Origin of the sequence: Streptococcus sp. cx1 (assembly GCF_052384325.1) — a bacterium.
GTDB classification, from domain to species: Bacteria; Bacillota; Bacilli; order Lactobacillales; family Streptococcaceae; genus Streptococcus; species Streptococcus salivarius_G.
In genome coordinates, this window is the sequence record NZ_JBQSUN010000003.1 from 109,117 (window position 1) to 127,759 (window position 18,643).

Genomic DNA, 18,643 nt, shown 5'->3' on the forward strand with positions numbered 1-18,643 from the left:
TTAAAGGAATTGAAAACTGAGTTATATTTTAAAAGGAAACAGAGGTCTGTTTCCTTTTTTCTTACTTCAAACCATGACAAAAGGAAACCCTTTCGAGTTTCCTTTATCAAATATATCGTTGGAGGCAAAGTCCAATAATACTTTAGTTGAGTGGTTCAATCACGAAGCTCAATTGATAGCTATCTGCTGAGCTAACCAAGAATTCGTCATGAACTGGAGCACCCCATGAGTCGTCACCACCGACACCCATTTGAGCAGCAAGAACTTTAATCCATGTAGCATCAGATTGTTGCAATTCATATTGATGACGAGCATTTTCAATTTGTTCAGTACTGTTACGCAAAGCACTGAATTCGAATGCCTTATTAAGTGCGGTGAATTTAAGACCATTATGGTTATCATCAGATACTGTAAATTCACGAGTACCATAGTGATTACCAGATTCTTGTGGCATTAGATATGGAGCAAATGTCTTTTCAACAGATGTTTCATATCGACCAAGATAGGCACCAGGAAGTTTATCAAGGTAGCTTTCTTCTGCACCGTATCCATAATAGCTTAGGTTTGTAAATTGTGAACCGATAGCAAATTCTAGACCAAATTCAGGGAAGTTTGGCAAACCTGCTTTACCATCATAGTTTGCAGTAACAAAGATTCGACCCTTGTAATCAACTTGATAAGTCACCTTAACTTCGACATCAGACAAGCCAGGCAATTCATGAACATAAGTCACTTTAACAGAGTCATCTTCAATTTGAATTTGAGTATCTGTAACCTTACTATAGTTTCCAGCAACTTTCCAGCCTGCCATTTCGAATGGATATCCAGCACCACGATCGTTGTCAGTGTAAGCACGAGTAAAGTTAAGTTTAGGACCTTTCTCAATGAATTCAACACCGTTATACTTAGCAGATACTAGCGTATTTTGTGCACGTGAAAGCAAGATAGAGAAGTTTTGTCCTTGAATTCCGATGTTGAAGTCGCCTTCAACAACATTCAAAGGTGCTTTAACTGGTGTTTCAGTGCTAATCTTTTCAGCAACATATTGACCACGAATAATTTCATGTCCTTTTGGAGCCCATTCAGTTGCTTCATTCTGAACACAAGCAACTTCATAAATTCGTTCAGCATTTGAAGCTCCAACAGCGAATTCTACTGGGAATGTTGCTTCTTCACCTGGTTTAACATCAAAGTGATATTCACTTTCGCTAACTTTTCTACCATCTTCGTAAACTCTAGCTAGGAAAGTATAAGCAGAAAGATCTTCAAAGACATTATCATTCTTGATAGTTACTGATTTTTCATCAACAGCAATCTTAATATTAGAGTAAAGATGTTTAACTGTTTGAAGTTTTGGAGTTAGGGTACGATCTGCGAAGACAATACCATTTCCACAAAATTCGTAGTCAGAAGGTCTATCATGCCAGTCACCACCATATGATAGGAATTCGCTACCATTTGGAAGTGGTTTGTAAATAGCTTGGTCAATGAAGTCCCAAATAAATCCACCTTGGTATTCTGGATATTTCTCTAAATCAGTGTAGAGTTTCAATCCACCACCAGAGTTACCCATTGTGTGCATGTATTCACATGAAATATAAGGTTTTTGAGGATTGTTAGTGAGGTATTCTTCAATATCAGCTGGTTTCGCATACATACGACTTTCGATGTCTGTAATGTAATCAAATTCACGACACCATGTAACACCTTCATAGTGAACTGGACGAGTATTGTCAACACTACGGAAGTAATCAGCCATGTCAGCAATATCTTTACCAGCATATGATTCATTACCACAAGACCAAATGATAACACTAGCATGGTTCTTATCACGTTGGAACATGTTATTGGCACGATCCAAACAAGCAGGCAACCATTCTGGTTCACTAGCTGGGATATTCCATGAAGGTTCGCTTAGACCAAGTTTTTGCCATGTACCGTGTGTTTCAAGGTTGGCTTCATCGATAACATAAAGTCCATATTCATCACACAATTCATACCAACGTGTTTGGTTCGGATAGTGAGAAGTACGAACAGCATTGATGTTATGTTGTTTCATCACTTTGATATCCCAAAGCATATCTTCTTCAGTGATACAACGTCCTGTTCTAGCGTTAAATTCGTGTCTGTTAACCCCTTTAAAGACAATTCTCTTACCATTCAAAAGCATAAGTTTATCTTTAATTTCAAAGTGTCTAAATCCAACCTTAACTGGAACGACTTCAACAACTTGGCCATCATCCAAAACATGAAGGGTCAAATTGTAAAGTTTAGGACTTTCAGCACTCCAAGGTTTGATTTGCAAATCTTCAAGACTTACAGATAGTTCACCGTCAGCATTAACAGATGCATCACCTTCTGTAACGATGCCTTCATGATCTGAAAGAACATATTTAATTTTCTTATCTTCGTAATCACCAACAGTCTTCAAATCAATATCCAATTGACCTGCTTTTGTTTGGTAATCATAATCTCCCTTAACAAAGAGATCTTGAACGTGAACTTTTGGAATAGCGTACAAGTAAACATCTCTGAAAATACCGTAAAGTCTCCAGAAGTCTTGGTCTTCCAACCAGCTTGCTGTAGAGTAACGATAAACAGCTACCGCCAACTTGTTATCACCTTCAACAAGGTAATCACTGATTTCAAATTCACTAGGTGTAAATGAATCTTCACTGTATCCTACGAAGTTACCATTGACCCATACAAAGATGGAAGTGGCAACCCCTTGGAATGAGATAAATACTTTTTTATCTTTTAAAGCATCATTCAAGGTAAAATGTTTAACGTATGATGCAACAGCATTTGATTCTTGAGGAACTTGAGGTGGACGAAGGAATTCTTTACCATCCCAAGGATATTGGGTATTCACATATTGTGGAGAACCAAAACCTTGAAGTTCCAAATGACCTGGTACATTGATGAAATTCAAATCAGTTTCATCAAATTCTGTTTTATAAAAGTCTTTTAAAACTTGATTTGTATTCTGAGCATAGTGAATTTTCCATTTTCCATTAAGAGATTGTCTTAACTTCATCTCCCCTTCAGAAAATTCTGCAAGAGATTCAAAATACTTATGATCTGAGTGAGCGTCAACAGTATTAACGCTAACAATCTTTGGATCGTTTAAGTAAGTTTGAATTTTTTCAGTCGTGTTCATAGATTATTCTCCTTTTTTGAAGGTAATAACTTCAGACAAAGCTTCTACCTTTTCTCCAACTTCTTGTTCAAGATGGAAAGCACTGAATTTTTCTGAATTGGTTACAGTGACAAGTACTGTGTCATCAAGACCGTTTTTCTCAATAATTGGTGACCAGAACTCAAGAAGTTTTTGTCCAACTTCAACACGATCACCTTGTTCTACGTAACTAATGAATCCTTCACCTTTAAGTTTAACTGTTCCGATACCAACGTGGATAAGAACAATGACACCATCTTCACTTTCAATACCAACTGCATGGCGAGTAGGAAGAACTTGACGAATGGTACCACTAATTGGTGCAAAGACAGCTCCATCAGTAGGTTTAATGGCGAAACCTTTACCCATGCTACCTGAAGCAAAGTGTTCATCATTAACACTTGAGAGGTCAAGCAAATGACCAGTTGTAGGGTTTACAAGAGATACGACGTTAGCTTTAACTTCATTTTCAGAAGTTGCTACGCTAAAGCGATGTTCCAATTCTTCGACGATTTCAGCGTGACGTGCTTCAGTCAAAGTGATTTTACGAGCAATAATGAAGGCACCGATGAGCATTGCTGCTGCTGGAAAACCAAACATGCTAAGCTTAAAGATAGACTGTTGATGTGTTGTAATTGTTGATGCTGAGGCACCTGTTGTCATACCAGCAACTACGGCAATTGTAGAAACAAGCCAGTTTGACATCGCACCACCAAGTTTATCAACAAGTGGACGAACTGACAAAGTAAGTGATTCATCACGGTGTCCCAATTTCCATTGACCATATTCTACTGAGTCAGAGATAATCATGAGGATAACAAGGAACACAAGAGGTTGTGGAATAAAGAAGAGTTCAGCAGCAGTCAAGATCATTGGAAGTGATGTTCCTGCAATACTAAAGATTCCGATACCACCGAGCATTACTGCAATACATCCATAGAACAAACGTTTACGGTTGAATTTACCAGCTAGGCTAGGGAAGAGTGAAACTGAAACCAAACCAACAACTGTATTCAATCCGTAAAGGATTGAGTATTTCCCTGGATCACCAAGGATAAATGTGAAGTAAAAAAGTTGAAGAGCATTAAGTGTATTAATACCAAGACCATAGAACCAATATCCGAGAGACAACCACATCAATTGGTCGTTTTTACCAAGAACTTTAAAGACTTGTTTAAGGCTAGTTTTTTCTTTGTTATCACGAAGTTTTGACTCAACTTCACGTGTACCAATACCAACAGCAATTGATGTAATCACACCAATGAGAGCAACGATAAATGCAAACCAGAACCATCCAGATTTATCTCCAGAGCCACTACTGTTCGTCATAGAGAAGAACAAAACGATTGGCATGATGGCAACACCTACAATATTGGCACCAATAGTAGAACCAATACGGGCAAAAGTTGCCATTTTTTCACGTTCATGACTGTCAAGAGACAAGGCAGGAATCATTGACCAGAAACCGATATCTTTAATTGAGTAGAAGACATCCATTACAAGGTAGATAATTCCGAAAAGTACAAGGTACAAGAAAGGATTTGTTTTATTCAAACCACCTAAATCGGTGAAGAGAAGCAACAAGGCGATAGAACTGATGATACCACCACCAACTACCCATGGTTTGAATTTACCATACTTAGTATGAGTGTTATCAATCATGTTACCGATCAATGGATCGATAAATACTTCCAAGATACGCAAAATAGCGATGATGTTAGTAATTAATAGTACATAGTGACTATTTTGCTTTGGATCACCTGTGTTAAACAAGTGAGTTGTCACAAACATGATAAAGTATGTTGACAACGTTGCATAGAAGACGTCGTTACCAAAAGCACCAGCTGAATAGGATAGACGAGACTTCATTTGACCTTTAGATTTTCCCATTACGAAAACCTCCTGTTAGTTGTTTTTTGAATACGCTTACATTATATAAGTATTAGTTTAAACCGTCAATAGTTTTAGTGATTTTTTACTAAACTTTTACTAAAACATGATTATTTTGATGAATTAAAATATTGGAAACCGATTTCATAGCTTACACTATGACCCTCCTCCAAGATGATATCTCCAAAATCTGTATGATTAACGGCATCTGGGAGTGTTTGAGCTTCCATAGCTATAGCTTCTCGTCCTTTTGCAATTGTTCCTCGATCTCTCGCAAAGTAAATATTATCCTCTATAATATCCATAGTATAAATAACTAAACCATTTCTGTTAGAGAAGATTTCAATACCATCTCCGCTTTCTTTGTCATGCAAAATAGCTACTTCTTTCACATGATCACAAGTTTCCCCTCCAACTACAAAGGCATCATCAAAACCATTATTTGCTTCAATTCGAGGTAGCAAGTCAGTTGTCTTTCTGAAATCATAATTCGTTCCATCTACATTAATTTTTTGTCCTGTTGGAATTAACTCAGAATCCAACTCTAAACGATAGTCTGAATAGATTTGTAACTCATGACTTGATAAATCCTGTTTGTCGCTAAGATTAAAGTAAACATGGTTTGTCGGATTAAAAACTGTTGACTCTGTAACATCGAAGGCTTCAAAGAGTATTGTTAAGCGGTTATTATTGTTAAGTCTATAACTAATAGAGACTGTAACATCACCAGGAAAGCCATCTACACTTGAATAAAGTCTTCTAATAAATTTTGTCTCAACATATTCATCATTCAGGTTTGTGACATAGTTCCAATTTTGAACCTGCATTCCTTTTGGACCGCCATGTAAACAGTTTTCTCCCTCATTCTTAGGAAGGCTATAAAGAACCATATTATGAGTATACGAAGCTTTCCCAATTCTTCCAGCAACCCTACCAATAGACTGGCAGGCACATAAATTATTCTTATAGTAATCCTCGTAATCACTGAAACCAAGTACTATATTTTTAAGAGCACCAGTTTCTGTTGGAACCAAAAACTCCTGAAGTGTAGCACCTGTTGTGAGTGTGGAAATGACAACACCATTATTATTTTCCATTGAAATTTTACTGACATCGCCTGAATCAACTTTTCCAATAATTTCGCAGTTTATTTTCATACTATTTCCTCAAAAAACAAAGAGTACAATAATTATATATACTCTTTGACCCTTTTTTTATTATTTTAATTATCCTCGATCATCGTACCCTTTTGGATGGCTAGAATGCCATGCCCAAGCACTTGCGATGATTTTTTCGATGTTATCAAATTGTGGTTTCCATCCAAGAACTGTACGTGCTTTTTCAGATGAAGCAATCAATGTATCAGGATCACCAGGACGACGATCAGCTTTCTCAGCTGGGATTTCTTTACCAGTTACCTTACGAGCGGCTTCAAGAATTTGAAGGTTTGAGAATCCCGTTGATGAACCTAAGTTAAAGGCTGTAGATTCATTACCTTTACGAAGATATTCAACAGCAAGGAGGTGAGCATCAGCCAAGTCAAATGGGTGAACATAGTCACGAACATTTGTACCATCAGGAGTGTTGTAGTCATCACCAAAAATCATGATTTTTTCACGAACACCTTGAGCTACTTGAAGGATAATTGGGAGAAGGTGAGTTTCTGGACCATGGTCTTCACCGATAGATCCATCAGGTTTTGCACCAGCAACGTTGAAGTAACGAAGTGGCACATATTTAATACCATAAGCTTTATCAGACCACTTCATGATAGTTTCCATCATCAACTTACTTTCACCATATGGGTTGATAGGATTTTGTGGTGTTGTTTCAAGAATTGGAATTTCTTCTGGGATACCGTAAGTTGCTGCTGTTGATGAGAAGACAATGTATTTAACACCGCATTCGTTCATAACTTCAAGCAATTTAACCATTCCAGCTGTATTGTTATCAAAATATTTGAGTGGTTTTTCCATTGATTCACCAACCAATGAATAGGCCGCAAAGTGAATAACGGCATCAACATCAGGATTTTCTTTGAAGACCTTTCTCATAAAATCTTGATCAGAGAGATCGCCTTGGTAGAAAATAGCATCTGGATGTACGGCAGCACGGTGACCGGTTACCAAACTATCTACTACTACTACTTTTTCTTGACCTTTTTCAACTAAGCGATCAACCATGTGAGAACCGATATAACCAGCTCCACCTAATACTAAAATTGCCATTTCTTATCTCCTTTCTTCAGAAAAAACAATTAATCAGCTAAATTTACAAAATCTACAAATGCTTTAAACTGATCTAAGCCTTCACTATTAGTCTTATAAACACCAGCATCTTCTAGTACACGAGCAAAGATATCTGCAACAGATTGTCGAACAACTTCTGTCACTTCCCCAGCCGTAACATTCGGATTTTGAGCTTTGAGTTCATCTGCCCATTCTTGGTGAATTGGAGCAACTTGGTTACCTTGACCTAATAGATAATCTTCAACATCTTTAAGTTCTGTTTTCAAACGAGGAGGAAGAATGGCCAATCCCATAACTTCAATCAAACCAATGTTTTCTTTCTTAATGTGTTGAACATCTTTATGTGGGTGGTAGATACCGTCTGGATGTTCTTCAGAAGTTTGATTGTCACGAAGAACCAAATCCAATTCAAATTTGCCGTCTTTTCTACGAGCAATTGGGGTAATGGTGTGGTGAGGTTGTCCATCAGACTCAGCCAAGACACCAGCTTTTTCGTCTGAATAACCACGCCAACAATTTAAAATTTTGGTTGCAAGAGCAATAAGTCTTTCCTTATCTTCACTTCTTAAACGAAGAACAGACATAGGCCAATTAACGATACCAGTCTCAACATCAGAGTATCCATCAAAGCTAACTTTTTCTTTAATGCCTGCTACTTCCATTGGGAAGGTGTGGCGACCACCTTGATAGTGTTCGTGTGTAAGAATTGAACCACCTACAATTGGAAGATCGGCATTTGAACCTGCAAAGTAACCAGGAAATGCTTCAACAATTGATAGGAGACGACCAAATGTCAATGGACTGATGTGCATTGGTTCATGCTTACCATAAAAGAAGATAGAATGTTCATTAAAGTAAGCATATGGTGAATATTGGAAGCCCCAATCATTTCCTTCCATTTGGAAACGAATAACACGGTGATTACTACGAGCTGGGTGATTGATGCGACCAAGATAACCTTCATTTTCCATACAAAGTTGGCATTTTGGATAATCAGAAGCTACCGCATTTTTAGCTGCAGCGATGGCTTTTGGATCTTTTTCAGGTTTTGAAAGGTTAATCGTAATTTCCAAGTCACCGTATTTAGTAGGTGCTTTATAAGCAATATTTTGTGCAATGGCTTTGACTTTCACATAATCATTGCGTTTACTTTGTGCATAAAAGTCAGCAATTGCTTGCTCTGGGGCAGATTTATAAGTATCCCAGAAGTTACGATTGACAGCACTAGGGCTTGGTGTAATCAAGTCCATGAGTTGAGCTCCAATGATATCTTGCTCTTCATTAAGATCACCTACAGAACCAGCTTTAACACCTGCTTGAAGCAAATGGTCTTTAAGGTCAATCAATTCAGAGCTATCTGTTTCAACATCAGCAACTCCTTCTCCAACCAAAGCAAAAACTTTGTTTGTCAAATAGATACGGTCCAATTCCTCATAATCACTATTTTCAATAACCAGAGTTACAAAAGTGTTTACTAAATTTTCAGCCATAATCTCTACTTCTTTCTCATTAATCAAGTACTCGTGAACCGCCAGCTACTTCAGCAATATAGAAGCTTGGTGCATAACCAACGACTTCTTCATAACGTTGACCAACTGCTTTTTTGAAATCTTCAACTTTATCTTTGTTTACTAACGCGATGGCACATCCACCAAATCCCGCTCCTGTCATACGAGCTCCAAGAACACCTTCTTGTTCCCATGCTGTGTGTGCCAAAGTATCAAGCTCAAGACCTGTAACTTCGTAATCATGTTCCAATGACACGTGAGAAGCATTCATAAGACGACCAAATCCTTCCAAATCACCTGATTCAAGTGCTTTACGAGCTTGAAGTGTACGTTGATTTTCAAGAACCGCATGACGGGCACGTTTGATACGGTTTTCATCTTTAATCAAGTAGCTGTATGCATCAAATGTCCAAAGGTCCAATTCACCAAGTGTTTGGATATCAAGTTTTTCTTGAAGTTCAGATACAACTGCTTCACATTCAGCACGACGTTCATTGTATTTAGAATCAGCCAATTCACGACGTTTGTTAGTGTTCATGATAACAACAACATTGTCTTTAAGGTCAAGTGGTACCAAGTCATACTCTAAAGTATTTGTATCCAAGTAAATCGCACGTTGATCAGCTCCCATACCAATAGCGAATTGGTCCATGATACCAGAGTTAACGCCGATAAAGTCATTTTCAGTTTGCTTACCGATTTTAACCAAGTCAAGGCGTTCCAATTTAAGGTCATAAAGTTTTTCAGCAATAACACCAATCAACAATTCCAAAGATGATGATGATGACAAGCCTGATCCATTTGGAATGTTACCATAGATGTAAATATCCATACCTGAATCAATCGTATGACCAGCCTCTTGCAAGAAATGAAGAACACCTTTTGGATAGTTTGTCCAGTTGTGTTCTTTTTCAAAACGAAGATTTTCAAGTGGTACTTCGATGATGCCTTTATCCTCAAAGTTACCTGAGAAGAAACGCAAAACTTTGTCATCACGTTTGCGGGCCGCTCCGTAAGTACCTAGGGTAATGGCTGCTGGAAATACATGACCACCGTTGTAGTCCGTATGCTCACCAATCAAATTAATACGACCTGGAGAAAAGAAAGTATGTTCTGCTTCTACACCAAAAACTTCTTTAAACTTTTCTCTTAACTGTGATGTCTTCATAGGATGTACCTCGCTTATTCTTTTTTACACTAACAGTGTAACCCCTTTCACAAGGAAAATCAATATTTTTACTGTTTTTTTAGTAAAAAATAGGTAAAATTTTAGAATTTATGATATACTTTGGATGAAAGGAGAACAATATGGCTACATTAAAAGATATCGCAAAATTGGCTGATGTATCAATCGCAACTGTTTCACGTGTTCTCAACCAAGATGAAAACCTCTCCGTTACTGAAGAAACCAGGCACCGTATTTTAACTGCGGCAGATGAAATCGGATATACCAAACATAAGAAAATCGGAACCTTGAAAAAAGAAAAACATCAAGTGGCAATTATCCAATGGGTAAGTGAGGAAGATGAGTTAGACGATCTCTACTACTACAACATTCGGCTTGGAATTGAAACAAGAGCCCATGAGCTAGACTACGAGATGCTTCGTTATTTCAATGACATTCCTTTTAGTCTCGCTGAAGAAGTCATAGGTATACTTTGTATCGGAAAGTTTAGTCGTGAACAGATTACTGAATTGGAATCATTGGGTAGATCACTGGTCTTTGTAGATAGTGATACCCTACTTCAGGGACATCCTTGTGTGACAACTGACTTTGAAAATGCTGTTCAAACGGCACTAAGTTATCTCACTGAGCAAGGGTGTAAGAGCATCGGTCTTTTAACAGGGCAAGAAAAAACAACGGATTCAACTGAAATCGTTCCGGAGCCTCGTTTACGTTCTTATCGTAACTACTGTATTGAAAAGAGCATCTATGACCCTCTTTTGATTCTTTCAGGTAATTTTACAGTTCGATCTGGCTATGACCTTTTAGCCTCTAAAATAGCAAGTGGTACACCCCTACCAGATGCCTACTTTGCAGCTAGTGACAGTCTGGCTATCGGTGCTCTTAGAGCCCTTCAGGAAAATGGCATTAATGTCCCAGAAGATATCCAGATTATCTCCTTTAATGACACCAGTCTAGCCAAACAAGTTTATCCGCCACTTTCTAGTGTTACTGTTTATACCGAAGAAATGGGACGAACGGCCATGGATGTCCTTAATAAACAAGTCTTGGCTCCAAGAGAAATCCCGACACTTACTATGTTAGGCACTAAACTGACTCTGAGAGAAAGTACGAAATAACAACTATTTAATAGAAAAATGTGGTCGCCAACAGTTAGTTGACAACCACTTTTCTTTTTATTTCACTTTCACACAAATAGCATCCCAGGCTTGGAGTTTGCCTTGGTCTGTAATTGGCTCTAATTCGGTATTTGCGATGACGACTTCTGCGACTTCAAAATCATAATCAAAGTCTTGTTCTTGGTCTGATAGATTAACTGCAATTAGATAGCTGCTATCCTGAGTCTTACGGATATAGGCAAAGACCTTATCGGCAGTTTCCAAGAGTTCAAAGTCAGCATCAATCAACCAATCCTGTGTTTTGCGAAGCTCAACCAGTTTCTGATAGGTATAGAAAATCGAATCTGGATTAGCAAGGGCTGAGGCAACATTGATATCTTTATAGTTAGGATTAACAGCTAGCCATGTTTGTTCTGCTGAGCTAAAGCCAGCATTTTTAGACGTATCCCATTGCATTGGTGTTCGAGCATTGTCACGACCCACCTGACGGATTTGGTCCATGATAACTTCTATCGATGCCCCTTTTTCGAGAGCTTCTTTGGCATAGTTGAGAGATTCAATGTCATTCAATTCTTCCAAAGTTCTAAAAGGATAATTGGTCATGCCGATTTCTTCACCTTGATAAATGTAAGGTGTTCCTCTCATCAGATGAAGGAGGATAGCCAAGGCCTTAGCTGACTTCTCACGATAGACACCAGTATCTCCCCACATTGAGAGAATACGAGGCAGATCATGATTATTCCAAAAAAGTGAGTTCCACCCTTGTCCCAACTCTAACTCGGTTTGCCATTTATTAAAAATAGTCTTAAGTGCTGAAACATCCAACTCCTTCTCATACTCCCATTTAGGACTATCTGGCTTATGCTGAAGTCCAATATGTTCAAACTGGAAAACCATAGAAAGTTCTTGATTATCAGGATTTGAATACTGTTTAGCAATTTCAGGTGTTGCTCCCCAGGTTTCACCAACGGTTAGAAGGTCGTGCTTTCCAAAGCTTGCCTGGCTCATCTCCTTGATATAATCGTGAAGTTTTGGACCGTTTGTATCAATCAGTTGATCTGGGATCTTACCAATCATATCAATCACATCCATGCGGAAACCACCGATTCCCTTATCAATCCAGAAATTCATCATGTCATAAACTTTCTGGCGCAACTGTGGATTTTCCCAATTGAGGTCTGGCTGTTTCTTACTAAAGAAATGCAGATAATATTGACCTGAGGTCTCATCATATTCCCAAGCAGAGCCACTAAAGATAGATACTAACTCATTAGGTTTGTCTCGCCAGATGTAGAAATCTCGTTCAAGACTTTCTGGATTTTCACGCGCTTCGATGAACCATGCATGCTCATCAGACGTATGGTTAACCACCAAGTCCATAACAATTTGAATATCACGCTTCTTGGCTTCCGCCAAAAGCTCATCCATGTCACTCATATCCCCAAAAATATCCGCAATAGCCTCATAGTTAGCAATATCATAACCATTGTCGTCCATTGGGCTATCATAAACAGGAGAAAGCCAAAGAGCTGTAATTCCGAGTTTTTGAAGATAATCTAGTTTACTTGTAATCCCCTTGAGGTCACCGATGCCATCACCGTTGGAATCCATGAACGACTTGGGGTAAATTTGATAAATTGTAGCCTTGTGCCACCAGTATTTTTGCATGATTCTACTCCTCGTAGTTATTATTATCGTGAGTCTGATAGTTCTATTTTACGTTTTTCTAGAAGTTATGCAAGCGTTTTCTTTTGTTGTTTAAAACATTTCAATGACCTATACTCCGGACTCCATAAACTTTTGGTAATATTGAAAAATAATAGAGTTGAAATGTAAGGTTAGCCTTTGCTTATTTTAACAATACAAAAAATGACAGTTAATACCTTAACCGTCGCTTTTTACTTTTTGGGCAAGACCATAACAAAGCGCCTCCCCGTAGAACTTTCTTCAAATCTATAGCTAAGTTCCTCATGCTCTAAAAGGTATTTGACCACAAAAAGGCCTAATCCTCCTTCTTTCTTAGACTGAGCTTTAGTTGAAATATTTTCTTTAGATACACTCGTATTTTCAATGACAAAATCAGTTCCTTCATTTTCTAAATCTATTCGAATCACTCCACCCTTATCAGAATGCTTGACTGCATTACTGATGATATTTGAGAGAACCAATTTCAAAATAGGTAAATTCATGAAAATACTAGTTGCCGGAAGATAATTGTCAATTAATAGGGAGCGATTCTCAACCAACACTTGATTTTGAGTAAGTATGCGATTTACCACATCATCTAACTGAATCCACTCCTTATCACCACCTAATTCTTGAACAGAAGATAAAGACAGGATCTCTAGGACAATCTGGTTCATCTCATCGACGATATCGAGGGAGACCGCCAGATAGCGGTCCCGATCCTTGTAGCGACCAATTTTATCTCGCATATTTTCTAGGATAATCTTCAAGCTGGCCAGAGGCGTTTTGAGCTCATGCGAAGCCCCCCGTAGGAATTCCACCTTCATCTGCTCCAACTTCAGATTTTCCTGTTTCTGCTGCTCTAGATTGTCGATCACCTCTAAAAGATGATGATAGAGGTCGTTGATCTGTTGCTTAAGGACACCGATTTCATCCTGCGAGTGAATAGGAAGACTGGCTGTCCGATCCAGCCGCTTCATCCGCTTGGTCATCTGCTTGATCTCAAGGATCGGAGCAGAAATCATGCGGGCATAGAGATAGGAGGCAATTAGCGACAGAACAAAGGAAGCAAGGAGACTATAGGGAAGAAAGCCCAGACTGATGTCCCGCGCTTCCTTTTGCGAATCGACGGTCGCTAAGAATTGCAAGGTTAAGTCTTTCCCTTCCTTGGTCTGAATCTTTCGCTCTTCAATCACCAGGGAATTATTCTGGCTGTCAGGGTTCAGAAGCAGGTCATCCTTGACCTCTAGGGCATTTTGTTTTTCCTTGCCCTTGATAGAGACCTTGATATCATTAGTCTTAGAATAGAGGGCAATAACCGTCTCAATGGTGCCCACTTCTTGACCTTGAAAACTTTCAGCCAAGACTTGCGATTTCTTCAAAATCGTCTGACGTTGCGACTCAATATAAGTCGATGGAAAAATAAAGTAGACGGATGCGTGTAACAGGATAACTAAGCCACTAAAGAGGGCGAAAGTTATCAGAAAGAGCTTTACAAAGATACTCCGTTTGGTCATGGTCTCTCCAATTTATAGCCGACATTGCGTACCGTTACGATACAGTCCAGTTCTAGTTTTTTTCGTAGTTCCTTGATATAGACGTCAATTACTCGGTCAAAAGGAATCTCCTCGGTTTCCTTCCAGACGGCATCGAGGATCTGAGAGCGGGTCCGAGCCTTGCCTTCATGCTGGAGCAAGTATTCCAAGATTTCCAACTCCTTAGCATTCATGGAAATGGCTTGCCCAGCGAGGCTGGCTGTATAACTCTCAAAATCCACCCGTGCCTCTCCATAGGTGAAGACCCGTGAAGGTTGAAGCTTTTTAAAAATAGCTTCGATGCGGACTTTCAAGAGGGACAAGGAGAAAGGTTTTTCCAGATAGCCATCTGCTAACTCTCCAAAAGCTGTCAACTTATACTCTTCGTCATGGAAGGCCGTCAGCATGAGGACTGGGACTGAGCTGGTCTTACGGATTTCCTTCAGTACTTCCAAGCCATTGAGGATAGGAAGCTGGATATCCAGCAAGACTAGATCCGGAGCTTCTCTGTGAAAGAGATCCAGGGCCTCCTGCCCATCGCCTGCTTCAAAGACCTCATAGCCACATTCCATGAGATAGTCGCTCATCCCTTCTCGAATCAGGACTTCATCTTCTACGATTAGTATCTTCATACATTATCCTTTTCATCTATATATAGTCGCTTTCTTTCATTATACCGTTTTTTATAGGTGCAGCAAACTTATCATTCAACATCAACTAAGAGGTCTTTAGGTTTCTTGTGAAGAAGCCAGCGAGAAGAAATCAAGGATACTAAGCTTAAGATAAAGCCACCGACTAGAATGACTACCAAAAGTTGCTTAGGTTGGACTGTCATATGAATCTGAGTCAGAGTCTTACTGAAGCTCTCTGCCTCAGCCCCTCCACCGAGATTTGCAGCTAGAGATTCTTTTGTCATTTGCTTATTGATACCTTCCGTAACATTGGAAAGGACTGTTTTACCAACTTTTTCGGCAAAGAAACTCGCTAAACCATATGATAAAAGAAAGGCTGGTAAGGCAATCATCAGCAATTCCACTAAAAATTGACCCGCAACCTGTGTCTTTTTAAGTCCCAAGGCCAAAAAAATACCAACTTCTCTACGACGAGCATTTAACCATAAAATCAACAGAAGGGTTAGCAATAAACTTGTAAAAATGAGACTTCCAATAAACATACGATTTGCCACACGATACATCCCAAGAATAGATTCCTGTAATGCAGGGTAGTTTGATGAGCTCTTAACAAGATCGTAGAGGGTCCAGTTAATGTCCAACTTTTGAATCTTTGCTATCAAGGAATCAAGATTTTGATCGCCTTTAGCAAAGAAAGTGGCATCCTCATAAGTGGCAGTTTCTACAGTATTACCATAGAGTTTTGCTACTGTATCTAGATCAGTGATGAGGGAGTTTTCATATAACTCCTGAGCATAGGTAACGGCTGCTTTATTTTGACCAGAAAATAAACCTTTGATAGTCACTTCTACTGTTTCATCAGCCCTTTTTTCGTTATCAGCGTCATAGAGATTAGATTTAAGCTTTACTTTATCTCCTACATTAAGACCATTCTTTTTAGCTAAATCTTCGTGCATCAAGATTTGATTATGATCCTTATCGGTTAGATGTTCTCCTTCAACTAGTTTATAAGCACCTGAAACAAATTTGTCTTCTTTTGATGAGTCATTGACTCCTGTCAACATCAAGGTAGACTTAAAATTTTTAGCACGTTCTGGCGACTGATTTTGTAGCGTTTGCTCTGTTTCGATAATCTCATAATCTAGTAAATCACCAATACCATTTATTCGTTTTATAGTCGAAACAATCCCTTTAGTCTCACTAATCTTTTTAATATCTTCTCCCTTAAGATTTCCAGCCCCTCGAGGAGTTCCAGGATTCGTGTTACGATTAATCTGCATTGAAAAACTATTGGTAATTGACCCTAGACTCTTGGATGCAGCTTCTTGGGTTGCACTTCGCATAGCAAGTCCTAACAAACTAAGAGTACTCATCAAAAGAATAATAATTAACAGTAATAGTGACTTTGACCATTTTCGTGTAATATATGCAAAAGCGTTTCGAAACATAAGAGTCCTTTCTTTATTTTTTCTTTTCTATGAGTTGTTTCTTCTTCAACTCTAAAACCACATCAGATGCCTGAGCAACTTCCTTACTGTGCGTAACAACTATGACACATTTTTGGCGATCTAAGGCCATTCTTTTAAGGATAGCAATAATATCCTTCGCAGTTTCCTCGTCTAGATTTCCTGTCGGTTCATCTGCTAAGATAATTGGAGCCTCTGAAACCAAAGCCCGCGCAATAGCTACACGTTGTTGTTGCCCACCTGAAAGTTGCAGGACATTTCGATTAATTTGTTTTTCATCTAATCCCAATTCAGAAAGTATCTTCCTATCGGCATTTTTATTAACAAGTCGTAGATTTTCTAAAGGTGTAAGATAATCAATGAGATTGTAATTTTGAAAAACAAGCGCAACATGGTGTCTACGATGATAACTAGAGCCTTTTTTCTTGATATTTTCTCCATTAAACAAGACCTGCCCCTTCTTGGGATAATCAAGACCTGCCAAAAGGGAAAGTAAGGTCGATTTTCCCGCTCCAGATTGCCCAATAATACTATAAAATTTACCTTTCTCGAAACGATAATTCACCTTCGAGAGGATAGCTTCACTTTTATTTTGATAACTATACGTAACATCTTTGAGTTCTAACATAGTGTTCCTTTCTCCTTAACTCATATTAGATAAGATTTCTTTTGGAGTTTTGCGCCAAATGAGACCTGTTGTCACACCGAGCGATAATATTACCAAGACTAGAAGACTTAGATAAGATTGGCCTAAAGGTAGTCCCTGAGGAATTTGATCTAATAACTGAAGAGCCTGCTGCTGTCCTTGCTGTCCTATAAATTCTTGCAAAAACAGTCGACTTAGTAGCCGTCCAATAGCAAGGGCAGGTAGCAAAGACATAAGGGACACCAATAATATCTCCATAAGAAATTGAGCAAAAATGCGTCCCTTACTCTTCCCAATTGCTAAAAGAATACCTATCTCATGGTTTCGCTCACGCGTCCATAGTGCCATTAAAAATGAGAGGATCCCTGCTCCTGTAACAATTAAACTAATCATCATCGTTCTGACGATTCCTTGTAGCGCTTGAGACGATTCCTTCAAGGAGTCAAAAGCCTTACGGTCCTCGTCCAAACGTAGACGATACCAATCGATATCCAATTGTTCCACTTGTTTAATGACTTGGTCGATTCTATCTGGATTCTTAATACCAAAGGATAATTTTGTCACTAACTTATCAGTCAAATTAAGCAGTTGGCTAGCGTCCTCATAATGGAGGAATACTTGATTTTCACTTAAATCTGAGGACATTCCAGTAAATGTCTCCTCCTTCTTGCCAGAAAAAATACCAACGATATCAAAGGTCATTTCCCTAGCTCCACTTTCAGTCATCTGGAAATTGGACAAGGTCAGCTTATCTCCGACGCTTAGCTTATTTTTCCTAGCAAGCGATTCATGAATCATAATTTGCCTTTTAGCAGATAAGTGCTTCCCCTTACGGAGTTGAAAAGCACCACTCCTAAAATCAACACTTTGGCCTGTTTCCTTAGTAAAAGTGGCTCCCAAGGCTTGATTAGCCTCATTATCAAGATCATCACGTTCCACCGTTTGTTTTCCTGTAACTACCTTCTTATCGATAAGTCGCACCGGACTTACATATTGGGGTATCGTTGAAATCACATCAGATAGATGACTAATCTTTGCCCCCTCTTTCCAGGAAAAGGCACTCCCTCTTTCTTTACTTACCAGATCAAAACTTGCCCCACTTGACTTCCTGATTTGTGCCTCCATTCCTCCACCAACTTGCATAAGAGAAAAACAAAAATACAAGCAAGATAATATCAAAAATAAAATAAGAAAAAGGATAAAATTCCGCGTTTTTTTGCGGAAAATATAAGCAACTGCCTGTTGTAAGAGAACCATCTTCCACCTCCATTTAAGACATTGGCCCTCAGCTACACCAAAGATAAATGAGGACTCTTCATTTTTCTTATCCTAATTATAGACGACAAATGTGAAACCTTTATGAAATTCAATATTCTAAAGTGATTGTTATCTAAAAATCTAACTGCTGAGATGAGAACTCCAATTAAATAATAACTCTAAAGGACTATCATAAAAAATTCGTTTCATGATTGACTTCACCTCTTTTTCTCCCATAAATCGTCTCTCGCCAATAGCATTTACCCTCGGCATTTGATATAATTTTTCTCAG

At 38.7% G+C, this 18,643-nt stretch carries 13 protein-coding genes; 1 reads left to right on the forward strand and 12 read right to left on the reverse strand.

Annotated elements, in window-relative coordinates; all coding sequences use genetic code 11:
- Positions 1–142: 142 nt before the first annotated feature.
- The 6 genes from ACT170_RS05680 to ACT170_RS05705 form a co-directional block, all read right to left on the reverse strand.
- Positions 143–3,160 carry a glycoside hydrolase family 2 TIM barrel-domain containing protein gene (locus ACT170_RS05680; RefSeq protein ID WP_156209608.1) on the reverse strand — a complete coding sequence of 1,006 codons (3,018 nt, stop codon included), beginning with the start codon at positions 3,158–3,160 and terminating at the stop codon, positions 143–145.
- A 3-nt stretch (positions 3,161–3,163) separates the two neighbouring features.
- A complete protein-coding gene (locus ACT170_RS05685) occupies positions 3,164–5,068 on the reverse strand; it encodes a PTS sugar transporter subunit IIA (protein WP_175061369.1) in 1,905 nt (634 codons plus the stop codon).
- A 110-nt stretch (positions 5,069–5,178) separates the two neighbouring features.
- On the reverse strand, positions 5,179–6,225 hold the full coding sequence (locus tag ACT170_RS05690; RefSeq protein WP_156209604.1) for an aldose epimerase family protein: 1,047 nt from the start codon (positions 6,223–6,225) through the stop codon (positions 5,179–5,181).
- Between the two features lie 69 nt (positions 6,226–6,294).
- Positions 6,295–7,296 (reverse strand): UDP-glucose 4-epimerase GalE, encoded by a 1,002-nt coding sequence (gene galE / locus ACT170_RS05695; RefSeq protein ID WP_002888050.1) that lies wholly within the window; start codon positions 7,294–7,296, stop codon positions 6,295–6,297.
- Between the two features lie 29 nt (positions 7,297–7,325).
- Positions 7,326–8,807 carry a UDP-glucose--hexose-1-phosphate uridylyltransferase gene (galT, locus tag ACT170_RS05700; RefSeq protein WP_175064854.1) on the reverse strand — a complete coding sequence of 494 codons (1,482 nt, stop codon included), beginning with the start codon at positions 8,805–8,807 and terminating at the stop codon, positions 7,326–7,328.
- Between the two features lie 19 nt (positions 8,808–8,826).
- The gene (locus ACT170_RS05705; RefSeq protein WP_444818079.1) at positions 8,827–9,993 is read right to left on the reverse strand and encodes a galactokinase; all 1,167 of its coding nucleotides are present in this window, start codon (positions 9,991–9,993) and stop codon (positions 8,827–8,829) included.
- Positions 9,994–10,133: 140 nt separating this feature from the next.
- Here ACT170_RS05705 and ACT170_RS05710 point away from each other — a divergent pair, with 140 nt between their 5' ends.
- Positions 10,134–11,129 (forward strand): LacI family DNA-binding transcriptional regulator, encoded by a 996-nt coding sequence (locus ACT170_RS05710; protein ID WP_014634734.1) that lies wholly within the window; start codon positions 10,134–10,136, stop codon positions 11,127–11,129.
- Between the two features lie 57 nt (positions 11,130–11,186).
- Here the strand turns inward: ACT170_RS05710 and dexB are convergent, their stop codons facing one another.
- The 6 genes from dexB to ACT170_RS05740 form a co-directional block, all read right to left on the reverse strand.
- Positions 11,187–12,797 (reverse strand): glucan 1,6-alpha-glucosidase DexB, encoded by a 1,611-nt coding sequence (gene dexB / locus ACT170_RS05715; RefSeq protein WP_201061422.1) that lies wholly within the window; start codon positions 12,795–12,797, stop codon positions 11,187–11,189.
- A 230-nt stretch (positions 12,798–13,027) separates the two neighbouring features.
- A complete protein-coding gene (locus ACT170_RS05720; protein WP_444818078.1) occupies positions 13,028–14,332 on the reverse strand; it encodes a histidine kinase dimerization/phospho-acceptor domain-containing protein in 1,305 nt (434 codons plus the stop codon).
- Positions 14,329–14,982 carry a response regulator transcription factor gene (locus ACT170_RS05725; protein ID WP_002885374.1) on the reverse strand — a complete coding sequence of 218 codons (654 nt, stop codon included), beginning with the start codon at positions 14,980–14,982 and terminating at the stop codon, positions 14,329–14,331. The genes ACT170_RS05720 and ACT170_RS05725 overlap by 4 nt, the downstream gene beginning before the upstream one ends.
- Before the next feature lie 71 nt (positions 14,983–15,053).
- Positions 15,054–16,430, reverse strand: a complete 1,377-nt coding sequence (locus ACT170_RS05730; RefSeq protein WP_444818077.1) for an ABC transporter permease — start codon at positions 16,428–16,430, stop codon at positions 15,054–15,056.
- A 13-nt stretch (positions 16,431–16,443) separates the two neighbouring features.
- Positions 16,444–17,076 (reverse strand): ABC transporter ATP-binding protein, encoded by a 633-nt coding sequence (locus tag ACT170_RS05735; RefSeq protein WP_444818076.1) that lies wholly within the window; start codon positions 17,074–17,076, stop codon positions 16,444–16,446.
- Positions 17,077–17,091: 15 nt separating this feature from the next.
- Positions 17,092–18,351: an ABC transporter permease gene (locus tag ACT170_RS05740; RefSeq protein ID WP_444818075.1), complete on the reverse strand. Its 1,260-nt coding sequence runs from the start codon at positions 18,349–18,351 to the stop codon at positions 17,092–17,094.
- Positions 18,352–18,643 lie beyond the last annotated feature (292 nt).